This window comes from Trichocoleus desertorum ATA4-8-CV12 (assembly GCA_019358975.1).
Classification (GTDB): Bacteria; Cyanobacteriota; Cyanobacteriia; order FACHB-46; family FACHB-46; genus Trichocoleus; species Trichocoleus desertorum_A.
The window spans coordinates 323,031-346,283 of sequence record JAHHIL010000002.1 but is presented as its reverse complement, the minus strand read 5'-3'; the positions used below and the strand labels follow the sequence as shown (position 1 = coordinate 346,283).

Annotated in this window: 22 protein-coding genes and 1 tRNA gene; 17 read left to right on the top strand and 6 right to left on the bottom strand. The window is 48.7% G+C overall.

Features of this window, described 5'->3' with window-relative positions:
* Window positions 1–2 precede the first annotated feature (2 nt).
* The 3 genes from KME12_04215 to KME12_04205 all read right to left on the bottom strand — a co-directional run bounded on the left by KME12_04215 (window position 3) and on the right by KME12_04205 (window position 2,265).
* Window positions 3–359 (bottom strand): hypothetical protein, encoded by a 357-nt coding sequence (locus tag KME12_04215; protein MBW4486976.1) that lies wholly within the window; start codon window positions 357–359, stop codon window positions 3–5.
* A gap of 118 nt (window positions 360–477) precedes the next feature.
* On the bottom strand, window positions 478–1,569 hold the full coding sequence (locus KME12_04210; GenBank protein MBW4486975.1) for a HAMP domain-containing histidine kinase: 1,092 nt from the start codon (window positions 1,567–1,569) through the stop codon (window positions 478–480).
* Between the two features lie 120 nt (window positions 1,570–1,689).
* Entirely contained in the window at window positions 1,690–2,265 is a 576-nt protein-coding gene (locus KME12_04205) for a hypothetical protein (protein MBW4486974.1), read from the bottom strand.
* A gap of 170 nt (window positions 2,266–2,435) precedes the next feature.
* Here KME12_04205 and KME12_04200 point away from each other — a divergent pair, with 170 nt between their 5' ends.
* From KME12_04200 to KME12_04165, 8 genes are all read left to right on the top strand, one after another.
* Window positions 2,436–3,476: a hypothetical protein gene (locus tag KME12_04200; GenBank protein MBW4486973.1), complete on the top strand. Its 1,041-nt coding sequence runs from the start codon at window positions 2,436–2,438 to the stop codon at window positions 3,474–3,476.
* 76 nt (window positions 3,477–3,552) lie between these two features.
* The gene (locus tag KME12_04195; protein ID MBW4486972.1) at window positions 3,553–5,022 is read left to right on the top strand and encodes a hypothetical protein; all 1,470 of its coding nucleotides are present in this window, start codon (window positions 3,553–3,555) and stop codon (window positions 5,020–5,022) included.
* Between the two features lie 380 nt (window positions 5,023–5,402).
* On the top strand, window positions 5,403–5,864 hold the full coding sequence (gene rimP, locus KME12_04190) for a ribosome maturation factor RimP (protein ID MBW4486971.1): 462 nt from the start codon (window positions 5,403–5,405) through the stop codon (window positions 5,862–5,864).
* Window positions 5,865–5,972: 108 nt separating this feature from the next.
* Window positions 5,973–7,301, top strand: coding sequence for a transcription termination factor NusA (nusA, locus tag KME12_04185; GenBank protein ID MBW4486970.1), 1,329 nt, complete (start codon window positions 5,973–5,975; stop codon window positions 7,299–7,301).
* 57 nt (window positions 7,302–7,358) lie between these two features.
* Window positions 7,359–7,649 (top strand): YlxR family protein, encoded by a 291-nt coding sequence (locus KME12_04180; GenBank protein ID MBW4486969.1) that lies wholly within the window; start codon window positions 7,359–7,361, stop codon window positions 7,647–7,649.
* A 501-nt stretch (window positions 7,650–8,150) separates the two neighbouring features.
* On the top strand, window positions 8,151–11,297 hold the full coding sequence (infB, locus tag KME12_04175; protein ID MBW4486968.1) for a translation initiation factor IF-2: 3,147 nt from the start codon (window positions 8,151–8,153) through the stop codon (window positions 11,295–11,297).
* A gap of 183 nt (window positions 11,298–11,480) precedes the next feature.
* A complete protein-coding gene (locus KME12_04170; GenBank protein ID MBW4486967.1) occupies window positions 11,481–12,194 on the top strand; it encodes a low-complexity tail membrane protein in 714 nt (237 codons plus the stop codon).
* 136 nt (window positions 12,195–12,330) lie between these two features.
* A complete protein-coding gene (locus KME12_04165) occupies window positions 12,331–12,564 on the top strand; it encodes a hypothetical protein (protein ID MBW4486966.1) in 234 nt (77 codons plus the stop codon).
* Between the two features lie 4 nt (window positions 12,565–12,568).
* Here KME12_04165 and KME12_04160 read toward each other — a convergent pair whose 3' ends face one another.
* The gene (locus KME12_04160; protein MBW4486965.1) at window positions 12,569–13,117 is read right to left on the bottom strand and encodes an alpha/beta hydrolase; all 549 of its coding nucleotides are present in this window, start codon (window positions 13,115–13,117) and stop codon (window positions 12,569–12,571) included.
* A 518-nt stretch (window positions 13,118–13,635) separates the two neighbouring features.
* Between KME12_04160 and KME12_04155 the strand changes: the two genes are divergently transcribed.
* Window positions 13,636–15,333, top strand: coding sequence for a DUF1565 domain-containing protein (locus KME12_04155; GenBank protein MBW4486964.1), 1,698 nt, complete (start codon window positions 13,636–13,638; stop codon window positions 15,331–15,333).
* Window positions 15,334–15,398: 65 nt separating this feature from the next.
* Here the strand turns inward: KME12_04155 and KME12_04150 are convergent, their stop codons facing one another.
* Entirely contained in the window at window positions 15,399–15,695 is a 297-nt protein-coding gene (locus tag KME12_04150; GenBank protein MBW4486963.1) for a DUF3493 domain-containing protein, read from the bottom strand.
* A gap of 127 nt (window positions 15,696–15,822) precedes the next feature.
* Here KME12_04150 and KME12_04145 point away from each other — a divergent pair.
* From KME12_04145 to KME12_04110, 8 genes are all read left to right on the top strand, one after another.
* Window positions 15,823–15,894 (top strand) — tRNA-Thr (locus KME12_04145).
* 415 nt (window positions 15,895–16,309) lie between these two features.
* A complete protein-coding gene (locus KME12_04140; protein ID MBW4486962.1) occupies window positions 16,310–16,540 on the top strand; it encodes a hypothetical protein in 231 nt (76 codons plus the stop codon).
* Between the two features lie 159 nt (window positions 16,541–16,699).
* On the top strand, window positions 16,700–16,978 hold the full coding sequence (locus tag KME12_04135) for a hypothetical protein (protein ID MBW4486961.1): 279 nt from the start codon (window positions 16,700–16,702) through the stop codon (window positions 16,976–16,978).
* 662 nt (window positions 16,979–17,640) lie between these two features.
* On the top strand, window positions 17,641–18,414 hold the full coding sequence (locus KME12_04130; GenBank protein MBW4486960.1) for an ABC transporter permease: 774 nt from the start codon (window positions 17,641–17,643) through the stop codon (window positions 18,412–18,414).
* Window positions 18,415–18,419: 5 nt separating this feature from the next.
* The gene (locus KME12_04125) at window positions 18,420–19,355 is read left to right on the top strand and encodes an ABC transporter ATP-binding protein (GenBank protein MBW4486959.1); all 936 of its coding nucleotides are present in this window, start codon (window positions 18,420–18,422) and stop codon (window positions 19,353–19,355) included.
* 282 nt (window positions 19,356–19,637) lie between these two features.
* Window positions 19,638–21,419 carry a HAMP domain-containing protein gene (locus KME12_04120; GenBank protein ID MBW4486958.1) on the top strand — a complete coding sequence of 594 codons (1,782 nt, stop codon included), beginning with the start codon at window positions 19,638–19,640 and terminating at the stop codon, window positions 21,417–21,419.
* 156 nt (window positions 21,420–21,575) lie between these two features.
* On the top strand, window positions 21,576–22,064 hold the full coding sequence (locus tag KME12_04115) for an ureidoglycolate lyase (GenBank protein MBW4486957.1): 489 nt from the start codon (window positions 21,576–21,578) through the stop codon (window positions 22,062–22,064).
* Window positions 22,065–22,094: 30 nt separating this feature from the next.
* Window positions 22,095–22,673: a Uma2 family endonuclease gene (locus KME12_04110; GenBank protein ID MBW4486956.1), complete on the top strand. Its 579-nt coding sequence runs from the start codon at window positions 22,095–22,097 to the stop codon at window positions 22,671–22,673.
* On the opposite strand, the gene KME12_04105 is transcribed toward KME12_04110, so the two are convergent.
* Window positions 22,670–23,221: a GNAT family N-acetyltransferase gene (locus KME12_04105; GenBank protein MBW4486955.1), complete on the bottom strand. Its 552-nt coding sequence runs from the start codon at window positions 23,219–23,221 to the stop codon at window positions 22,670–22,672. The genes KME12_04110 and KME12_04105 overlap by 4 nt on opposite strands.
* Window positions 23,222–23,253 lie beyond the last annotated feature (32 nt).

Below are 23,253 nucleotides of genomic sequence, written 5' to 3'. Positions count from 1 at the left end.
CACTAAACCAACTGTTCGTAATGATGGCAGGAGTCACAAGGTCCTTCTGGGTTAACTGCGCAACGAATCAATTCTGAATGAGCGTTGAAGCGACAACTTCCATCTCCCAGAACCCAACGTCCTGCCACTAAACTTCTTTCTATAGAACCGGTAGCTAATTGGACGTACAGTGCGATCTTATGCAGCTGATAACGTCCTGCTCTGAGCTGATAGCGATGATGGCGCTCTAAAACAGCGTAGGTTTTGCCTGCTAAATCTAAGTAGCAGCCAGGCTGAGGAGACCAGTCAAGCTGGACATTGCCAATGGTTTTGCGTGGGTGCGTAAGAATCACCTCAGTCGATAAAGCGGGTTGCTCCATGAGTCTTAACTGTGATCTGACTGACATTAGAGAGATGCTAACGCATTTATTAAAGCCACTTTTTGAAGTCTAAATTCCAGAGTGCACCTTGAAAAATAGCTAACCCAGTGAAGAAAAACTAAATTTTTGGTAGCTTGACGATAAAGCTGGTTCCCTGGCCCTCAGTACTTTCGACCACAATCGTCCCTTGATGGGCTTCAACAATACTCTTGGCCAGAAATAATCCTAGCCCCCATCCTGTTTGATCTTCTGCGGAGATGGTACGACGAAATTGTTGAAAGAGGATGGATTGAGCATCTGGGGCGATCGGATTGCCCTCATTGTGCACGGTGAGGGTGATCAGCGTTTCACTTTGGTGGAGCGTGAGTGTAATCGGTGTGCTAGGAGCCCCATACTTCACTGCGTTAATTACTAAGTTTTCGATCACTCGCCGTATTTCTTTCGGGCTACATTGGGTTCTGACACCAGAGTCCGAGACTACAACAAACCGACCGCCGTAGGTGAAGTTCAAATCCTCCACTACGTCCTGGACTAGAATCTCTAAATCGCATTCCTCAGATATAAACTTCAAGCTCTGCCCTGCCCGCAACCGACTGGCATCAAGCAGATTTTGAATCATGGCATCAAGGCGATCGATCGCAGTAATCATCCTCGCTGCCACATCAATGTGAGCGTCTCCCCGTTCAAGGCGGCGAAGAATTAGTTGGGTGCCCATTTTTACGACATTAATAGGATTTTTGAGGTCGTGGGTTAGCGTCACCATAAACAGCTCTTGAATATCTCGTAGCGTCTGGGAAAACTGAGTCGCAGCGTCATTAACTGCTTGCTCAATAGAGCCAATAATGATGTCTCGTTCCCGCACATCTAAAGGCGCTTCTTCCTCTAAAACTTGAAAGATGACTTGACGGAGGATGTGATACTCAAAAATTAGCTGACTCATGGAGTAGTCTGCGTAGCCTGCCCGTTCATGTCCATGCAGCTTGCCGATCCGAGTGCTTTCTACTTCGTCGGATGCAATGCGGCTAGGGGTTCTATGGATTGTGGTTGAAAGTTCATCACTCAGTTGGTCTAAGTACAGGGGTAACGAATCTTGTAAGACCAAAGAGTTCTGATGCATGGTGGCATTGACTTCATCACGCGCCCGCTTCTCCCATATCTGCATGATTCTTGGAGCATTTTGCTTAAGCTGGTCAGAAGCTTGGTTAGACATCGTTTTTGAAGCTCAGCAGGAGTGGAAGTGAAGACGAATATCTAAAACGTGGAGGTGAGCGGTGTTTTTGTAGCTTTCGGAATGAAGGCTGCACTGCCCTTGTAGCACCGTAAATATAGATTAAGTCTGAGTAGTCAAATTCACTAGAAATAGCTCGAAGGTTTGGACGGCCCGAATGGCGACTTGAACCAGTGGCCAGCCGACTAAACAAATTAGCCCTGCCCAGCGTAAGCCAATGTCTAGACCTTGACGCACTGCCAAGATAACCGTGAGTAAGCTCCAGAGTGCTAAAGCAAATTCGATGGGCGATCCTAACAATGGAATTAGGGTCAGAAAGTTTAGAGCTTGCGGTGCGTAGGCAAATCCGATTGGAATCAGCAATTCGCGGTAAGTGGGTTCGCTAGAGCGTAACCACTGCCCAATTTTCCAGATTGTCGCGGTCCAAAAGTAGTATCCTGTTCCTACAGCTAGACCGTCAATCACCAGAGCTAAAGCCAGGATGGGCACTGAGGCTCGGTTGGTGATCAGAATGACTGCACTTCCTAGCATGTGAGACAAGGCGGCCAAAATCACGATCGCACGAGCAATACCGCGATTTCTAGAAGTGTTGAGCGCATTTTCGTAAAACTCAGCATTCAAAGCGATCGCATTCCAGAGAGTTTGAATTAACGTTGCTTTGGAGTCTTTGCTACTCACAGGTTGCTGCACAGGTTGCTGCTCACTTTTGTCGCTACTCACGGGTCGCTACTCACTTGTTCCTTCACAATTTTGTCACTCCTAGCCACTTAGGCTTTGGCAATTCCAACAGATGCCTATGGCTGACGATGGATGACAGCTTTAAGTAAAATACGCTACAAAATCAGGTCATGTTCAACTTCGTGGGCCGTATTCTTCTCTGGCTAAGAGGTGGCAGTCTAAAACTGCTGACCTTGGCGGGTATTATCTTGCTGGTCTGGGGTACCGTTTCACCTGTAGGTACTTTGGTCTGGTGGTTGAATGAAGGCGCTGAGAGCTTAGGTTTTAGGAGATCAACGAAGCGATCGCTTCCGGGCGATCGCGATCAAGCGGCTCCCAGCCAACCTATTCACTGCTACATCGTCTTCTTAACCGGAGTGGGAGATTTTTCTGCCAATCAATTGACGCCTGGAGAAGAGTATTTTCTCGGTCAACTAGAGCAAGATCATCCAGATTGCGTCACCGTACGAGATGTGTTTCCTTACTCTGCGGCCAACGAAGGCTTGGGGGGACGACGGCCCTTGGCCCCTTTGTGGCGTTTTGCCGACAATGCCGATGGTTGGTTAGGTGGAGCCGATGTCTTAATTAAAATCCGCAACCTGTGGCGCTTTGCGATTTCGGCTGACGATCGCTATGGCCCTTTATATAACCAAGGTATTGCCACTGCCATCATTGATCGCATGAATGCTGCCTATCCTATTACCCCAGGAACTCAGCGACCCTTAAAAATAATTTTGATTAGTACCAGTGGTGGCACCCAGGTTTCCCTAGGAGCGGCTGAGTATCTGAATCAATGGTTAGACACGAAAATTTTAGTGGTCTCGGTCGGTGGCGTTTTTTCAGGAACTGATGGCTTCGAGGCAGCGGAGCGAGTGTATCACCTGCAAGGTGAGCGAGACTGGGTTGAGGACATCGGCCAAGTTGTGTTTCCCTCGCGTTGGCCTTGGACAGTCGGTTCTCCGTTTCACCAAGCTCAATGGCAAGGCCGTTACAGTGTCCATGACACAGGGCCTCATGACCATGATGGTCCTAAAGGTTACTTTGGAGAGGCGATCGCCCAGCCAGCTCAAGCCCAAAGGACAGGGCAGACTAAGTATGTTGATTTAACGCTACAGGTGGTCAATCAACTACCCATCTGGGCCGACCCTCCCGCCGATCAACCCATTCCGTAACGGGACTTAAACATCGATTGCGAAATTTTGTACTGGCTTTCATACTCAGGGGGAAGTTAATCCAAGTTCTGCTGCCATGTCATCGCTACAGAAAATAGCCAGACGGCGCTCAACCGCTCGTCGCAACCTCTGGTTTGAACGAGTGATGGCAATCTTAGCGTCAGCAAATTTGCTGCTGGTGCTATTTGACGTGAGTTATGTATCGCTGCGAGATTTCTACCTCCTGCGTTTGCCGCGTCTGATTCCTCCAGCGGGAAACTTAACCCAGCTATACGACCCTGTAAAGGGGATTGAAGCCCACCGAGACACCCAAAACTACCTGCAAGCTGTGGCTGATTTAGAAGCGCAAGTGGAGAAGACGGGAATCAGCTCACCTGAAGTAGAGCCTTATCTAGCGCAGTTGCGGAGTCTTAGCACCGAGATGATCGATGGCGATCCCTTCCAGATCGCTGGCAAAAGCGGCACTCTGGAGAGAATCAAAAATCGGATGCGGGAGCATATCTATGGTCAACGCCGACAAGTTTCTTCTCGCGAGTCTTTCAATCGGTTTTGGAGCCAAGACCATCTACTACAAGCGGGATGGCGCAGCGAAATTGATTTCTTCAATCAAGGAATTCGCCCCTTAATTGCAACTAACTATTTTCGGCCTTTAGGAGAGACTGGGGGGTTTGTTAGTTATTTTTGGCGCATTGACTTGCCTTTTGGAATTATTTTCGGGGTAGAGTTTTTAGCTCGAACCTTTTATATCAGTCGTCGCCACAGAGGCGTGAGTTGGCTTGATGCTATGTTATGGCGCTGGTATGACGTGTTTCTGTGGTTGCCTTTTGGCTTTTGGTTCCCATCTTGGCGATTGCTGCGGATGATTCCAGTGACCATTCGGCTGCATCAAGCCAAACTGGTTGACTTAGACTTTGTCATCACTCAAATCAACCGGGGTTTTGTAGCCAACTTCGCCGAAGACTTAACCGAAGTTGTCGTGGTCCGCGTGATCAATCAAGTGCAAGGGTCAATTCAGCGGGGGGAGGTGACACGGTGGCTCTTTCAGTCTCCCAGTGCCCGTGGCTACATTGACCTCAACAATGTCAACGAAGTAGAAGCGATCGCTACCCTACTCGTCAAACTGGTTGTGTATGATGTGCTGCCCAAAATCCAACCTGACCTAGAGGCAATTCTGCGGCACAGTATCGAAAGTGGATTACGGCAACTACCCATCTATCAAGGTTTACAACAAGTGCCAGGGGTGCGGGATCTGCCAACTCAACTCGCAGACCAAGTCGTTGCCAATGTGACTCAGACTGCCTATCAAGCTTTGGTTGGTGCCTTAGAAGATCCTGTAGGAGCCCAACTCTCTAGTCAACTCGTACAACATTTTGCCGAAGCCTTAGGGTCAGAAGTGCAAAACCACCAGACTCAGCAAAAAATCCAGAAGTTACTCTTTGACCTCTTAGAAGAAGTCAAGGTGAACTACATTCAGCAGCTCTCGGCAGAGGACATAGAGGGTGTCCTAGACCAAACCCATCAGCTCCACCAAATCGTGAAAAAATAATATCAAAAGTGCTAGCTATGGGGTGATTGATTCGACAAACCAGCCTCAGTAATTACCTTTGTCGGGCGATCTGCACCCCCGTGCCTATTCCAAATGGGGTGCGCTAAACTATAATCATGTGGGCTTGGGGCTTTCCCAGTCCATACGGTGATTTCACAGAAGTAGCTATTTCAGGCGGAGTGGGTCGTTACCCACTTTTTTTATTGCTAGGGCCGCTTTGTTTATGGTTAGGGCCTATGACGAGTCTCGATAAATTTGAGATTTCATCAAAGCAGACAACCTTGTAGCTCCACTCAGACATCACTCATAGTCAAACTCTACAAATCTGGATGTAGGGCCAACCGGAATAATCATTGGACGTCGGCAGAGGAGGTAAGACAATGGCTCACCCTTTGATCCCACAAATTATCGAGATTGCAACACCCGTTGGCGAAACTTTGGGATTAGACGTGGTTGCGGCTGTATTTCACACAAACCAAAGCCCTCCTGTTTTGCGCGTAGACATCCGCAATCTTCAAGAAGACACCGGGCTGGAAGACTGTGAACGGATGAGTCGGGCTTTAGAAGCGGCTCTAGATCAAGCGAATGTGATTCCTGATGCCTATGTTTTGGAAGTGTCTAGCCCTGGCATTTCTCGCTCCCTCACCAGCGATCGCGAATTCATTTCATTTAAAGGGTTTGCAGTGATTGTTAGTACTTCAGAACCTTACGAAGGAAAAAAAGAGTGGCAAGGACTGCTGGTGCGGCGCGATGACACGGCTGTCTACATCAACCAAAAAGGGCGATCGATCGCCATTCCTCAAGCTTTGATTACGAGAGTGCAACTCGATGAGCGTCGCTAGTACTAACGACTCATGATGGCGTTAACGCAAGCCGAACTAGCAAAATAGCGCTAATCAACTCATGGCCTACTGCTGCATTTAATTCACAACTCTGGAGGTGTTACTCATATGTCAATGGTTCCTCTGCCTGGACTCAAAGTCATGATCGACAGTATTAGCCAGGAGCGCAACTTGCCCAAGCATGCTGTACAGGCTGCCTTGCGCGAAGCTCTCTTAAAAGGCTATGAGCGCTATCGACGGACTCAGCGCCTCGACCACGTCAATTTTGATGAGGAATACTTCGACAACTTTGAGGTGGAACTTGACACTGAAGAAGAAGGCTTCCGAGTTCTTTCTACCAAAGCGATTGTGGAGGAAGTCAGCAACTCAGACCACCAGATTGCTCTAGAAGAAGTCCAAGAAGTGGCTGCAGAAGCTCAACTGGGCGACACCGTGATTTTGGATGTCACCCCTGACCAAGGAGAATTTGGTCGGATGGCTGCCATTCAAACCAAACAAGTATTGGCCCAAAAACTGCGGGACCAACAGCGCAAGCTTGTACAAGAAGAGTTCCAAGACTTAGAGAGCACCGTACTGCAAGCCAGAGTCCTACGCTTCGAGCGCCAATCTGTCATCATGTCGGTCAGCAGCAGCTTTGGCCAACCAGAGGTAGAAGCCGAACTGCCCAAACGAGAGCAACTACCAAACGACAACTACCGAGCCAACGCCACATTCAAGGTTTATCTAAAGCGAGTCTCTGAAGGTTCGCATCGGGGACCACAACTGCTAGTTTCCAGAGCCGATGCGGGTTTGGTGGTATATCTGTTTGCCAACGAAGTCCCAGAAATCGAAGATGAAGTGGTACGCATTGTGGCAGTGGCTAGAGAAGCCAATCCACCTTCTCGCTATGTAGGCCCTCGTACCAAGATTGCGGTAGACACCTTAGAGCGCGATGTTGATCCGGTAGGAGCTTGCATTGGAGCTAGAGGTTCCCGCATTCAAGTGGTCGTGAATGAGCTACGCGGTGAAAAGATTGATGTCATCCGCTGGTCACCTGATCCCGCCACATACATTGCCAATGCTTTGAGCCCTGCCCGAGTTGATGAGGTGCGCCTCGTTGATCCCGAAGAACGCCAAGCCCACATTCTAGTTGCTGAAGATCAACTCAGCCTCGCGATTGGTAAGGAAGGGCAAAACGTGCGTTTAGCCGCTCGTCTGACAGGCTGGAAAATTGACATCAAAGACATTGCTAAGTATGACTACGAAGCCGAAAATCGCAAGATTGAAGCTCTAGAAGAAGCTCGGCGACAGTATAAGGCGACCGAGTATGAGGAAGACTATGAAGATGAAGAGTATCTAGACGAGGACTACGAGGAAGATCCCGTAGAAGCCACTGCTGACGAGGAAGAAAGTTTAGAGACTCCTGCCGCAGATGCAATTGATTCTGTCAGCGAGTAAGCGTCTTGCAAGCCAGAAATGATTTCCCTGCTGAAGCAATGACTGATCAGTAACCCGATGAAGCCTAACTATCGTCGATGCACTAGTTGTCGTAAAGTTGCTCCTAAAGAAGATTTCTGGCGTATTGTACGGGTGCATCCATCACAAACAGTACAATTGGATCAGGGCATGGGGCGTTCTGCTTACCTGTGTCCTGAGGTTCAGTGCTTGCAAGCGGCCCAGAAAAAAAATCGACTGGGGCGATCGCTGAAAGCCTTTGTATCAGCTGAGTTATACCAAACCTTAGAGCAGCGTTTGGCAAAAGCTGATGAAGTCAATGGACTAAAACTAAATCGCGCTCTAGAATGAGGAAGTGGCAAATCCTCACTCTCCGAATGGGATTTACATGTAACGTTGAGCTTGTAGGAGCATTAATGACGGTATATTCTGGAATTGACAATCAAGATGCAAGGGTAAAAAATCCTTGTCAGCAGCTAGGTGATCACCAAACGCAGGTTGTAATCTACCTGTTGAGTTTGGTTTGGGAAAGTTAACACCAGGCGAGGATTAGTCAAAACCAGTACTCACAGGTTGATGAGGTTGCCCAGAAAAGCGCCACTAAAGTGCCAACCTCAATTGCCTGCAAACCTACAAGATTCATGCAAGATTTTAAACTAGCAAGCTGTTTACAGGCTATAAATAGCCGTTTGTCTTCGGAAAAACACTCCCGCAGCAGAGTGCAGCTTTTCTCGTTTAAAGTTAAAGAGGAAACGACGTTTAATATTTCAATATACGTCAGCAGATCAACCACTTGTAGTTAGTTTGCAAAACAGTAGGCCACTATGTAACACATTTAAGAGGGAAGAGTGGATGAATAACAGCAAAGTTAGAATTTACGAGCTATCAAAGGAACTAAATTTGGATAACAGGGATATACTAGCCGTTTGCGAACAGCTAAATATTTCAGTTAAGAGCCATAGCAGCACGATCACAGAAGATGAGGCTGAGCGCATCCGTGCTGCCGCTGAAAAATATACAGCCAGCCACTCCTCTCCTCCAAAGCCAGCTTCAGCTAGCCACATTGCGAGTGCCCAGGCTAGGGAGACGGCCCAAGTGGCTGGTCGGAAGCCGCAGATTTTAGAAATTCGCAGACCCAAAGCGATTAGTCCCAATCAACCGCTCGCTGACAACGGGAATGAAGCAATTCCTCAAGCGACAAAACCTACTCCTCAACCTCCCACCAATCAACCCTTGCAAACTCCTGTTAAACCAGCGGCACCCAGTCGCCCCACTCGTTCTGCACCTGAAAGTGCTGCTCCTGTTTCTATTCCCAGTTCCGAGCCTGTGGCTGAACTGACCCCATCTGCCCCGTCTGTTGGTGAGACTGATAAGCCTCAAGTTAAACGTTCCCCTAGTCCTACGGAAGAAACGGCTCCTAGATCAAGGGCGAGCCATCAACCTAGCATTCAGCCACAATTGGTGGCACCACCCTCTAGACCAGCACCTCCGACGACAAATCGGGGTCCAAGTAATCCTGCCAATCGGATTGTCTTAAAGCGCGATCGCCCTGAGCGTCCTGAGGGTGAGACTCCGTCGTCGGGTCGCCCTACCGAATCTAGAGTTGGGCAAAGTCCAGAAAGACGTGCCGATGCTCCAGAACGGCGGGAGCGTCCAGCTGTAGGGGGCGGAGACAATGATGAGCGTCGTCCTCAGCCTGTGACTGAGCTGAGGCGTCCTGCCAGCCCTGCTAGACCTGTTCGTCCGACTCAGCCCCGTGAAGGTCAGCCAGGTGGATCTGGCGATCGCTCTGGAGCGGGTCTACAGGTAGAACGCTCACAAGCACCTGCTGGCGGAGGCCCCATCGATGAGCTTCGCCGTCCCACCTTACCTCGCAACTTGAAGAAAGGTAAGAGTTGGGAAGAGGAAGAAGAGGAAAACGCAGAAAACGCGAAGGCTAAAGCTGGCCCTAAAGCTAAGCGTCGGTCGCAACCTGTGCTTGATGACGAGGATATTGAAATTGAAGACCTCGACATTGATGGCGAAGAAGAATTGGATGAGGATGAGGATGCTCCTGTTCAAGTGAGTCTCTCTCTGGCGCGTCCCGCTAAGCCTAAATCTCGTCCAGGCCAAGCTAGACCTATTGCTGCTGCTCCAACCGCACCGAAGAGCAGAAAGTCAAGCCATCGCGATCGCCGCGATCGCCGCGAGCAAGAAGCCAAAGTTGAGCGTCCCACCAAGATTACTCTGACAACCGGACTAACGGTACAAGAGTTAGCCTCGCTTTTGGCAGTGCCAGAAACAGAAATCATCAGAGCCCTGTTCTTTAAAGGCATTGCTGCCAACATCAACCAAACCCTCGATGTTCCGACTGCGAGCATGATTGCTCAAGAAATGGAAATCGAAGTCGAGATGGCAGAGAAGGAGGCAGAAGCTCGGAAAGTTACCGAGATGCTGGATGCATCAGATTTAGAACTGTTGCAGCGGCGTCCTCCAGTAGTCACGATCATGGGTCACGTAGACCACGGGAAAACTACCTTGCTCGACTCCATCCGCAAAACCAAAGTGGCTCAGGGAGAAGCAGGCGGCATTACCCAACATATTGGTGCCTACCATGTTGACGTTACCCATGAAGGTAAGATGCAACAAGTAGTGTTCCTAGATACACCGGGTCACGAAGCCTTTACGGCGATGCGAGCTCGTGGTGCTAGAGTCACTGACATTGCCATTCTGGTCGTAGCTGCGGATGACGGCGTTCGTCCTCAGACTATTGAAGCCATCAGCCACGCTAAAGCGGCAGAAGTCCCAATTATTGTAGCCATCAACAAGATTGACAAAGAGGGCGCTCAGCTCGATCGCGTCAAGAATGAGTTGATGAACTACGACCTCGTACCAGAAGAGTATGGTGGTGACACCATCATGGTTCCGGTCAGCGCGATTAAGGGGGAAAACTTAGATACCTTGCTAGAAATGATTCTGCTGGTGTCAGAGGTAGAAGATCTCTATGCCAACCCAGATCGCTCGGCTAAAGGAACAGTCATCGAAGCCCACCTCGATAAAGCTCGTGGTCCGGTTGCTTCCATGCTGATTCAGAATGGTACCCTCCGGGTGGGAGACACCATTGTTGCAGGTTCAGCCCTAGGCAAAGTCCGGGCAATGGTAGACGATCGCGGGCAGCGAGTCGAGGCAGCAGGTCCATCCTTTGCTGTAGAAATTCTAGGTCTAGGAGACGTTCCTGCTGCGGGTGATGACTTTGAAGTCTTCCAAGATGAGAAAGAAGCAAGAGCGGTAGCTTCGGCTAAGACCGATCAGCAACGTCAATCTCGTTTACAGCAGCAAGCCCTCGGTGCTCGTCGGATTACTCTCAACTCCTTGTCCGCTAAGGCTCAAGAAGGCGAACTGAAGGAGCTCAACCTGATTCTGAAGGCGGATGTGCAAGGGTCAGTAGAAGCAATTCTTGGATCGCTGCAACAACTGCCTCAAAACGAAGTACAGGTTCGGGTGCTGTTATCGGCACCGGGAGAGGTTACAGAGACTGACGTTGACTTGGCTTCAGCGAGTGCTGCCGTGATTATTGGGTTTAATACCACTCTGGCGAGCGGTGCGAGACAAGCTGCTGACGCAGCAGGTGTTGATATTCGCGAGTACAACATCATCTATAAGCTCTTGGATGATATCCAAGGGGCGATGGAAGGTCTCCTAGAACCAGAAATGGTCGAAGAACCGCTGGGGCAGGTGGAAGTTCGGGCTGTCTTCCCCGTTGGCAGAGGTGCAGTTGCAGGTTGCTATGTCCTCTCTGGCAAGGCAATTCGTAACTGTAATGCGCGGGTTCGCCGAGGCAACAACGTCATTCACGAGGGCATCCTAGACTCGCTCAAGCGGATGAAGGAAGATGCCAAGGAAGTCAATGCTGGCTACGAATGCGGTGTTGGCATGAGTAGTTTCCACAACTGGGTCGAAGGGGACATCATTGAAACCTTCCGGATGGCGACGAAGCGCCGGACCTTGTCGGCTAACTAAAACTTGAATGGGCAGAGTTGTAGATTCTATTAAGGAAATCACAACTCTATCTAACTGAATCGCAAGTTTAACTGAATGAGAGGAAAGATATAGACGCTTTCCTCTCATTTTTTATGGTTTATCGAGATTGGGGAATCTCTCCCTTATACTGAGGCTGGATTATCACTATTTCAGCTAACTGCTATGCGCTCTTTTTGGTCAGAGCCTTATTTGTGGGTTCATGCTGCTGGAGCGGCAGTCTTGCCTATCTTTCTGGAACTTTGCCTACTGGGATTTGCCGTCGGAGATCCCATCCTGCCTGCTGGGGTAGAAGTTGGCTTAGTTGCGGCAATTGGCATTGCTCCTCTGCTGTGGATGCAACTGTTCCGTCCGTTCAACATTTTCAGTCTTATGGTGTTTGCGCTGAAACCAGAAAAATTAACTGTAGATCAGCGCCGCATTCTCAGCTTATTTAAGATGCAGGAAGGTCGCGTACTGGCTGCTGTCACACCAGTATTCTTAGTAGGGGTCTTGTGGCAACTCTATCGAGTCGCGCCTGTAGCTGCCAGCGTCGCTCCATTCCCAGCGACCTGGCGAGTTGCGGGTTTAGTGCTAGCCGCGATCGCCTTTTTGGGTTGTAACTTGTTTTTGCAAGTGCCAGTCAGTGTGGCTCGGATTTTATTACTGAGTGAAGCTGAATTTGCGGCAACCGAGCCTTACCCAGCTGACAAAATTCGACGAGACTTCACCGCTCCTGGCATTCAGGTAAACCAGATCTTGCCACCTGTCTTTCCAGAAACTCAGTCTCCAGGTCAGGCGATCGCGGCAGGCAGAGTAACCACTGCTATGTCTTTGACAGAGGCTTCCCCGGAGCCTACTACTTCCGACGCTAGTGCTACAGAAGTAAATGATATTTAACACCCTCAATCCCGGAGGAATAGTGTTGTTTGCAGCACACCGCTACGAGATGACTTCGCTATCCTAGAAAAAGGGCAACTCTCAAATTTTTGCGCGTCCAAGTCCTGCTGTGTTTATTGCTTTTTTTGAGGTACTTATGGCTAATTCTGCATTCTCCTTTGGTGACCCACGTCGTTCATCTTCAGCCGCTTCTAGTAGTCTTTCTCCAGATCTAGAGATTTGGACGAATCTGAAGCAGGCGATCGCGACTAGCTCTGGCTTCCAGCGTTGGCAACTAGAAGGCAAAACAGATGAAAATCTAGACACTCTAAGCTTAGATCATCGAGTTCAGCGTTATCTGCGTGAAACCCTGGAAACATTAGCTTACTAAATGCTTAGAAAAAGCGGCCTCGATTTAGCAAGTTTTCGAGGCGACCGCTCAAATTACTCAATTGACGGTAGGCTGTCACTAGGCGATCGCCCTCGACTTCAACTTCTTGAGTCGGATAATTTTGGAGCACTTCCAGCAGTGTTAACTTGCCGTCCGGAGTGGCAGAGAGAATAATTGCTGCTCGGAGAGCTTGGCGGTTCGCTTGATTAGAGGGCGTGTGAATTGCTTGGCTCATCTGATCGAGCACAACATTGCCTGCCCAACTGTTTAAAGCCCGATCTAGTAGTAGGGGTTTGACTCTGACATCTTCAGTTAAAGGCTGACGAATATCCTCTGGATTTTTTCCGGCTGACTTCAAGTAAGACGCTAAAGCAGGGGAGGGAACTCCTGTTTCCGTTAGCCTGGTTAATTCTTGGACAGAAATTTTTTCTCTTAAAATCTTATATTTCAGTACTACTTGCTCTGCTGCGATCGCGCTAGAGCTACTGAGCAATATGCCAGCGGTGATAGTTACTGCCAGCGCATGTCGCAATTTTGAAGTGAGTAAGTTCATGAGAAATCCTGGTTCTGTAAATGCGTGTATGTAAATGCTTCTACACAAAATGACGAAGTAGAGGCTCAGTTGTTGCAGTTATGACAAAAATTCTAGAATTTTGTCATACAAGTCTGTTGATTTAATCAACTCAACAATAAAACTCATACTGGCTGGAAACTCTCATGTTCATTTTTATAGGAGTTGTTTCTAAGCGTTTCTAAGCAATGAAGCAACCTAATCAGTAAAAATTCTCTGCGAGCTATTAATATTAATGCACCACCAAAAGCATTAGAAAAGTAGGGAACCCCAGCGGTAACTAACTTGTCGTTTAGGGCAATAGACCGATTTTAATCCTAAAATTTTGGGGAAACTCCTCAACTTATAGGTATCTTTTGATAGGAGTTAGAGGCAACTGGCAAGTTCCAGAACGCATTATTGTCTCTTGAAACTCTATTTACTAGTGTGAACTGATTAATAGAGTTGAATTGAATCGTGCTCCTTGCCTCACCCCATATCGATATTGTTTGAGAGCGACAATGATGACATATCAGGGTTCTCGGATTCAGCAACCCACTACTCATAAAATGGATACCACCCCCAAAGCGATCGCCTCCCTCCAGATTGGCTTCACTGCTTTATTGCTTTGGGTTGGAGGTACAGCGATTTTACCCGCCGGAGCCAACGCTCAACCTTCCAACCATATTTCTACAACAGCGCAGCAAGTTGCCCAGATTCCTGCCGGAGCTACAGTTCTCTACGTCAACCCTGCTTTAGGAACGGATAGCAGTGGTGCTGGCAGTAGTGAAGGAGCCCCGTATCGCAGTATCACTTACGCCTTACAACAAGCGAAGTCCAGCACTGTAGTTCAACTGGCACCGGGTAGCTATACCAAAGATACGGGGGAAGTTTTTCCCCTCGTCGTTAAGCCAGGTGTCATCTTACGAGGAGATGAAGCCAATAAAGGGCAAACAGTCTTGGTAATTGGCAGTGGTCCTTACGTCAGTCCTACCTTTGCTTCCCAGAACGTCACGATTCGAGCGGACAGAAGCAGTGAAGTTCGGGGCCTGACAGTTACCAATCCCAGCTCTCGCGGTACAGCGCTTTGGGTAGAGTCTACCAACCCTGAAATTAGAAATAACACCTTCTCTAACAGCTTACGAGATGGGATTTTTGTCACAGGCACTGGGGCTCCTACCATTGCCGATAACGTTTTTACTCAAAATAAAGGGAATGGTATTTCTCTGGCTCGTGCTGCTCAAGGTGAGATTCGAGACAACTTGTTTCAAAGCACAGGCTTTGGGATTGCCATTGGCGGCACCTCTGCGCCAACTGTAGAGGGCAACCAAGTGATTCAGAACACCGATGGCATCATAGTCTCTGACTCTGCTCGTCCGGTGCTGCGTAAAAACGTGATTGAGAGCAACACGAGAGATGGTGTAGTGGCAATTACCAATGCCCAACCGGATCTAGGGACAGCAGAGAATCCTGGTAATAACACCATTCAGAATAATGGTCGCTACGATCTGTATAACGCCACCCGTAGCAATACCATTGTGGCTGTCGGCAATCAAATTAACCCACAGCGTATTTCTGGGCCTGTAGATTTTGTCGCAGCTGATGTGACAGGGGGCGGTCCTACGGCTTCGCAGTTTCCTGATGTGCAAGGTCACTGGGCACAAGCCTTTATTGGAGCTTTAGCTTCTCAGAATATTATTAGTGGCTTCCCTGATGGCACCTATCGTCCTTCAGCTCCCGTGACACGGGCTCAGTTCGCGGCCATTATCAACAAAGCGTTTAACCCTACCGCCCAGCGTGCTGCGATTAACTTTGTGGATGTCGGTCAAAGTTTCTGGGGCTACCAAGCGATACAAACTGCTTACCGGGGTGGGTTTCTGGCAGGGTATCCAGGTGGTGTATTTTTACCAGATCAACAAATTCCGAGAGTGCAAGTTTTGGTCTCTTTAGCGAATGGTCTGGGATACAGTGCCACGAATACCACTGCTCTGACTCGTTACTACACGGATGCAGCCCAAATCCCTAACTATGCGATCGCCCCTGTTACAGCCGCAACTCAGCGTAATATTGTCATCAACTACCCGACTCTCAATCAACTTAGCCCCAATCGGGAAGCAACTCGCGCCGAAGTGGCAGCTTTTGTCTATCAGGCATTAGTCAATTCTGGAAGAGTGCAGCCTATTACTTCGCCCTACGTGGTTATTGGTTCTCAACCGTAAATTATTACAAAACGAGAGTGCAAGTATAAAGCGCCAATTCTAATCAATCCCTTCAGGGTGAGCGCTTAAGGTTTTCGCCTAGTTCGTTGCTCTAGGCGGAACAACCAAACCATAAGGGCCACAACAACTAGTTGAACCGCTAAGTTGGGTAGGGCTGCCTCTACTTCTCGTCCCGCTAGAAGTTGCATTAGGAAGAGAAAGGCTCCGATCGCGCCAGAAGCTCCAAAGGTGATGTAGATAAACTGCCTGACCCCCTTATAAGGAGTTTTGAGTTCAGCTCTTAATCGCGCATATTTCTCTGGACTCAGTTTCTGAGGATTCTTAGTTGGAGTGGTAGGTGTCTTAGGAGTAGGCTCTCTCATTCTTCTAACTTTGGCTTTGGTTCTGGCTTAAACCAACTGATCTTGGCACAATTAAAATCATGTTAATCTGCTTGAAAGCGAAGTATGCAAGTCAGCACGGAGCCTGCTATACTGATAAATTGTTCGCGCCGATGTGGCTCAGTGGTAGAGCACTCGATTCGTAATCGAGCGGTCGCGGGTTCAAATCCCGCCATCGGCTTATTAAGCCTTATATACAATACAGATCTAAAGACTGTAAAAACAAAACTACTTTGAGACTCATCTGACTGTCTCGGAGCAGGTCTTTCTAAGCTGTGACTATGGATTGACTATGAAAGGTTTCTCTAGGGACAACGCCTCTAAGCTATTTGGAAGCTTATTCGTGCGGCGATCGCCATAACTCAGCATAGAGTCATAGAGAGGGCGTAGTGATCGATACCTGCGGAGGAATACTAACGTAGGACTAAGTACGTGTAGAGATGTCGCAAAAAAACTTGCAGTAGTAGTTTCAACAGATGCATCGTCTAGTGTACATTTTTACGAACTAGATCTTTTTTTACAGGCTTAAACTTAAAGCCTCGCAATAGGGACAAGTTTGTTAGTGTGAGTGTGTAATTGGGTGTTGAGCGATCATTATGTTGCTAGATGCTGATGATTCCAGCGAAGGTATTAGTAGATCGGAGCTAGAGAGCTTTTGGGGTAAGGAGCTGACAGGGCTAACGATCGCTCAGCGCAGGGTTGTTATCGAACTGTACAGAACATCTAGACGGCAGGCAGCTCCCGCGATCGCCCTTGAGGAACCAGTGATAAATATTGCCTGTTCTGGAACCTTACTTACGGAAGCCAGTGTGCCAAAGTTAGCTTGAATTCCTTGCTACAGCTGATGAATGCTGGATCAAGCCATAAGTGTAGAGATCGGTAAAAATAAGTAAAACTAATACACACTTGACGATTTTTGTGTCTTGGAGCACAGCAAAATTGTAAATATTAAATAAGAATAAAATTAATGTTTTCGGGGGTAAATCATGCTTCCTCTAGTGCTTTCTCATGAGCTAGTACATCCCTTCAAGTTCTGGTACGACAACGAACTTCAGGACGGTATGTGTTCGGGGAAAGAGCTGTACCGCCTAGTCGAAAAGCTCGGTACCAGTGACAGACAAAGAGCATTTGGTTTGGCCGTTAAGTTGGCAGAGCAGGGAAGCCACGTTTGTGTCACTTGTATGCGGGCTGAATACTGCGTATGGGTGGGCTTGAGAAGCAAAATGCCTCAGCTTCCAGAAGTTGCAATCCAATTAGCTGCTTAAGTGGGTCGCGGTACAAGAAGGTGTGACCAACGTTAGAGGTTGCGATCGCTCTAGCTGCTTACGCTAAGAAAGTAGCTTAGTCGGCGTAATGACCATGCGAAGAAACTCGATAGTGACGGTTTTGGTGTTGGGCTTGTTACTGGTGGCCCTGTTTTCTCCATTTTCAGTTTTAGCTTTGTTAATGCTGTTCGTCTTTGTTTCTGCCGTGGGTTCGATAATCTGGACTCTGGTGAGAACTCTGGTGCAAGGAGACGCTTAGGCGGCTTCGTCCTGCTAAAAAACTTGCAGCCGCCATAACCCTCGCTTCCGCCCCACTAATGAACACTATGGGGTGAACAATATGGGGCAATTTGCGTCTGTCAGAATATCTGTAGGAATCCATTAAATAGATTGCGTATCAGCCCTACCTATATATAAACTTTTGTATAGAGACTCCGTGTTTTTCATCACAGTCGAGTCATATATCTAGAGACGGAGCTCGCGACAGAGCTAGCGATCGCTGATTCACTTCTGCCTAGGTTGAAATTCTGAATTAATTGACTTCTTGTGAGGAGCATTCTGTCCCTAAACTTCGGCTCACTTCAGGGCTTCAAACGACAGACTGAACAAAGGCTGTTGGACTGAAGAGAGCAGCCTAGAAATTTCTTGGAAATTAATTATTCATGAAGTATTGGCGAGAGACACTGGCAATTGCACAGCGAATTGTGCTGGAACTGGTACGGCGACAACGTAGCTTAATCTGCTGGAGTATCTTTCCAGTTTCGATTTTGTTGATCAACGGCTTAATCTTAGCGGAACGCACTCAACTCTCCAACGCTCAGGCTTTTGAAGCGGCTGCTCCTCTCACACTGGTCGGTGCTGCTTTGTTTTTTAGCTGTTTAGGCGGAAGCATTGCCACCGTTGTTGCCGAACGAGAACAACAAACCCTCAAGCGTTTGGCTATTTCTCCCCTCAGTGGCACCTCTTATTTCTTGGGCATTTTTTTGGCTTACAGCTTAATCGGCCTGGGGCAAACTCTGTTGGTCTACCTAGTGGCAGCTTTTGCGGGAGCGCAGTTTCAAGGTTCGCTGTGGTTGGGTGGGCTAATTATTCTGCTGAGTATCATGACTTATGTTGGTGGTGGGTTCTGCCTTGGAACTCAGTTTGCCCGCCGCACAGAAGATGTAAATGCCTTGGTGTCTGCCTTTGGGGTGCCTCTACTAATTCTGGGCGGTGCCTTTATCCCCATCAGCTTTTTCCCGCAAGTATTGTTAGATGTCGCCCAATTTAATCCGATTTACCACATGAATGAGGCGTTGTTTGGGGTAGCAGCGGATGGCAAAGGCTTAGAGGCGATCGCGCCTCACTTTCGCGTGCTGGTGATTTGTGCGGGAGTCATGGTGGTGGCGGGATGGCTCTCCTACCAACGCATGTTGCAGATGGAAAGGAGACTCTAACGCCAGTGTTGCAAATCGACAAGCTCACCAAACAATACGGTCAGCGGCAGGTGCTACAAGGCTTTAGCCTGCATATTCGACCCGGAGAAATCTATGGCTTGCTTGGTCCTAACGGTGCTGGCAAGACCACAACGATCAATATTCTCTGCAACTTGCTCCGAGCCGACAGCGGCACGATTCGCATTAGTGGTCAGCTAGTTTCGGAAGCGACGAAGCCATTGTTAGGGGTGGCTCCCCAAGAAAGTTTGCTGTACAAGAGCTTGACTTGCGAGGAAAATCTCAGGTTTTTCGCTCAGATTTATGGCTTGTCAGGCAAAATGCGATCGCAGCGAGTGCAGCATTGTTTAGCAGCAGTGGGGCTGGCCGATCGCGCTAAAAGCCCCGCAGAAACCTTGAGCGGTGGGATGCAGCGGCGCTTAAGTATGGCGATCGCCTTAGTTCACCAACCCAAATTAGTGGTACTAGACGAACCCACCACCGGATTGGATATTGAAGCCCGCTACGAAATTTGGGACTTGATTCGGCAGTTACAGGCGCAAGGCATCACGGTACTACTGACCACGCATCTACTAGATGAGGCGGAGCGGCTTTGTCAGCGCATTGGCATTCTGAAGCAAGGGCGCTTGTTGGCTGAAGGCAGCTTAAGCGAGCTAAGGCAATTGATTCCAGCGCAAGAAATTGTGTTGGTACAAACGCCAGAAGAGGAGTTAGCGATCGCGCGAGCAGAGCAACTTGGTTTTACCAAGCGTCGTTACGGCAGAGATCTCGCTTTCTGGTTGCCGCAAGCTTTGGAACTGAAAGAAATCCTTGCCCACTTTGATGGCATTCCCCTCGACTCAATTGCCCGTCAGCCCGTGCGTTTAGAGCATATCTATGTAGAAGTGACGCAAAACCAAAGATTGCCTGAAGTGCCACAGCCCAATTTGCTGATGCAAGCTTAACGATTTATAAACTTGGCGATCGCACTTAAGCCCTAGAAATCAGCTAGAAATTGCGGCAATAGTTGAGAAAATTTCCGTGTAATTATCAAACACGCTCAAAAACAAGCTATGTAGAATTGGGAGGAGCTAAGCTAGCCCCAACTTTAACTTGCCAAGTCCACACCCTCCAGCGGTTATCAGCTCAGTTTCAGAAACCCATCCTTGTCAGACCTCTGACCAAGAGCCCGACCTATGAACTCTGAGCTTGAACCTAAACCGCCACAACTGGCAGTGCAGCCTCAAATGCTACCCACAGCAAAGCAGGGATGGTTGAGAAGAGTCATCACTCGTCTGGGCATTGGCCAAAAAATTGGCTATGGCTATGCGATCGCATTGGGTGTCGCTGCACTCGGTACTACGATAGGCTTTGTGGTTGGCGATCGCTTCCAGCATGCAGCTTTAGAGCGCCACAATCAGGCTGAAGAAGAAGTTCGGCTGCTCCACCGCTTGCAAGCCAGTATCCTTCAAGCTCGGACCCACCAACAACAACTTATTCCCTTAACCCAAGATCTACCTTCACTACAAGATGAATACGAGCACTTTTTGATTCATGAAGCTGAAACCGAACGTCTCTGGCAGCGAGTTCAAGAGCATGCCAGCAGTCCTTACTATCAACAGGATGGGCATCAAGAAGGCATTCCACAACTATTAAAGACTTATGAAGGGATACCAGAAACGTATTTTCAGCGAGCCAGTCAATTAGTACGACCAACAACCGGGGCTAATGTTTCGCCAGAACAGCTCCAAGCTTTGCAGAAAGAGCTTTTGAGCTTTACCAATAGTGCGATCGCCTTAGAGTTTGATGGTATCTCTGACGACCTAGTTGACATCATCAACCACGCCTACGAAGAAGCAGGGCAGGCAAAAGCCTCTTTGATTGCTTGGGAAAGCATCCGCATCCAAATTATTGCTGCCAGCATTCTTCTCTCCAGTTTGATTGGTAGTTTGCTGGCCTTCTATACCAGCCGTGCCATTACTAAACCCATTAAATGGGTGACAGCGGTAGCACAGCGGACTGTCGAAACCTCTAATTTCGACCTTCAAGCGCCCGTCACTACTGATGATGAAGTTGGCATTCTCGCCGCTTCCTTCAATCAGCTCACGCAAAAAGTGAAAATGCTGTTAGAGGAACAGCAGGTAGCAGCCTTGCAACAGCAACAAATGCAAGCAGCCCAACTGATCCAAAGCGAAAAAATGTCGAGTTTGGGCCGCATGGTGGCGGGAGTGGCCCACGAAATTAATAACCCGGTTAACTTTATCTACGGCAACCTGGAGCACGCCAACACCTATGTCAATGATTTGTTAGCTCTGATCGATACCTACGAGCGTGAGGTGCCTCAACCATCTCCAGCCGTGCAAGCTCAGGCTGAGGAGATAGACCTAGAGTTTTTGCAAGAAGATCTGCCTAAGCTGCTGCAATCAATCAAGATGGGAGCGGATCGAGTGCGGCAAATTGTCTTAAGCCTGAAGAACTTTTCTCGCTTGGATGAGGCCGAAGCGCATACGGTTGATTTACACGCTTGCCTCGACAGTACGCTGTTGATTTTGGGGAGCCGCATCAAGAAGGGAATTACTGTCACACGCAACTACGGAGATGTACCGAACATTGAGGGGTATAGCGGCCTCCTCTACCAAGTCTTTATGAATCTGCTGAGTAATGCGATCGATGCGTTGGAAGATCAAGCTGACGCCAATAGCCCCAAACAGTTAATCATTACAACCGAGCAAACCGACTCTAATGTGGTCATCATCCGCTTTCAGGATAACGGCCCTGGCATCGACACTGAAACCCAGCACAAAATTTTTGAGGCGTTCTTTACAACCAAACCCCGTGGTGTCGGCACGGGACTGGGACTCTCGATCAGCCGCCAAATTGTGGAAGAAAAACATCACGGTCAGTTGGCTTGTCACTCGGCAATAGGGCAGGGAACAACCTTTGAAATCACACTTCCGATCAAGCTCAGCAATTTGTCGCCTGAGGCGATCGCTAGTAGCGATCGCCCGCACCCAGCAGTCATAAGTTAAAACTTAAAATTAGCTTCTAGCCGCAAAAATCCAGGTAGTCTAAAACTGATTAATTAACTCCAAGCTCAGCAGGGTGCTGCAAAACCATTACTAGTTGCTCAACCCTAGCAATCCGCGCGATCGCACCGCAGTTCAGAAAGATATCGAGGTTCGGCCATGCAAACATTTATCTCCAAGCCATTACCCGCACAGCCGATTACGTCAGAAAACTTTCAATCCTACGGCCAGGTGATTGCCGCTAGCCAAGATGGGAAGCTGTTTGACTCGGAAGACGCTCAACTAGTAATCGATCGCGGTATTCCTCGCTTCTACATTATGCGCTTGCATAGCAAGGGCCGAAAGTTTCGTACAATCACTCGGCATGTGCAATGTACGCAATGCTTAGGTTCACTCGAAGGGAAGGAATGGTTGCTAGCTGTAGCGCCACCTTCGTCCATGCCTCACCCTAACTTAGATCAACTTGTCGCTTTCCGGATTCCAGGCAACTGCTTTGTCAAACTCCACTTGGGCACCTGGCATGCTGGCCCCTATTTTGACGCTGATTTTGTAGATTTCTACAACTTAGAACTGAGCGACACCAACATTAATGATCACGAAACCTGTAACTTGCTAGAGACTTATGGTATGGAGTACGCGATCGCTTAGCCAGCCTAAGTTGAGCAGTATATTGGAGGTATGAGTGCGCTAAAGCTAAACCTCAGCCCGATTCTAGAGTTAACTGACGAGCAATTTGCTCAGCTTTGTCAGGCAAATCGGGATTTGCGGTTGGAGCGCACCGCCACGGGAGAACTGATCATCATGCCCCCTGCTGGAGGGAAAACAGGCCGCCGCAATCTCAATTTTTCCTACCAACTAGGAGCGTGGAATTACCAAAATGAGCTGGGCGTTGCCTTTGATTCCTCGACTGGATTTCGGTTACCTAAAGGTGGCGATCGCTCTCCTGATGCGGCTTGGGTTCTTACAGACCGATGGGAAGCTCTGAGTGAAGAGGATCAGGAAGGGTTTGTGCCGCTGTGCCCGGATTTTGTGGTGGAACTCCGCTCTAAAACCGATTCCCTGGCAACGCTGCAAGCCAAGATGCGGGAATATCAAGACAACGGCGCACGTTTAGGTTGGCTACTCGACCCGCAACGACAACAAGTAGAAATTTACCGCTTAGGTCAACCTGTAGAAACCTTGGACAATCCCGAAACGCTCTCTGGTGAAGACGTGCTACCAGGTTTTCTCCTCACTCTGAAACCAATTTTTGACTAATGAGTTAATCGATAGAACGAATTATCAGGTTGGTAATCTTCTCGGTTGAGGGAGTAATAAGCCACTTCAAGATTGTAATAGTGGGCTTGTTTCTCGTACTTCAGTCCTGCTTTCTGCATTACTCGCTGGGAGGCTAGATTTGTGGCTAGGGCGATCGCGACAATGCGTTGGAGTTGCAGCGTTTCAAACCCGAACCGTACGCTGGCTCTAGCGGCTTCGGTGGTGAGTCCTTGGTTCCAGTAGTTGTGGGCGATCGCGTAAGCCAATTCCACTTCGGGCGTGTTCTGCAAAAACTGCAATCCGCAATGACCTATCAGTTCCCCTTGCTGCTTCTCCACCATTGCCCACAGCCCAAAGCCGTGATGTTGCCAATGTTCGATAAAGGTGGTCAAAACCGCTTGACCGCGCTCCCAAGTTAGGGGCCGAGACGAGGGCAGTGTTTTCATCACGTAAGGGTTGGCGGTAATTTGCCGATGGTGGACTTCCAAGTCGGCGATCGTCAGTAGGCGCAGATGTAAGCGCTCCGTTTCAATTTCATGTCCTGTCATGGGTCATTGAGCTTTTGCTGATCTTTTTCAGA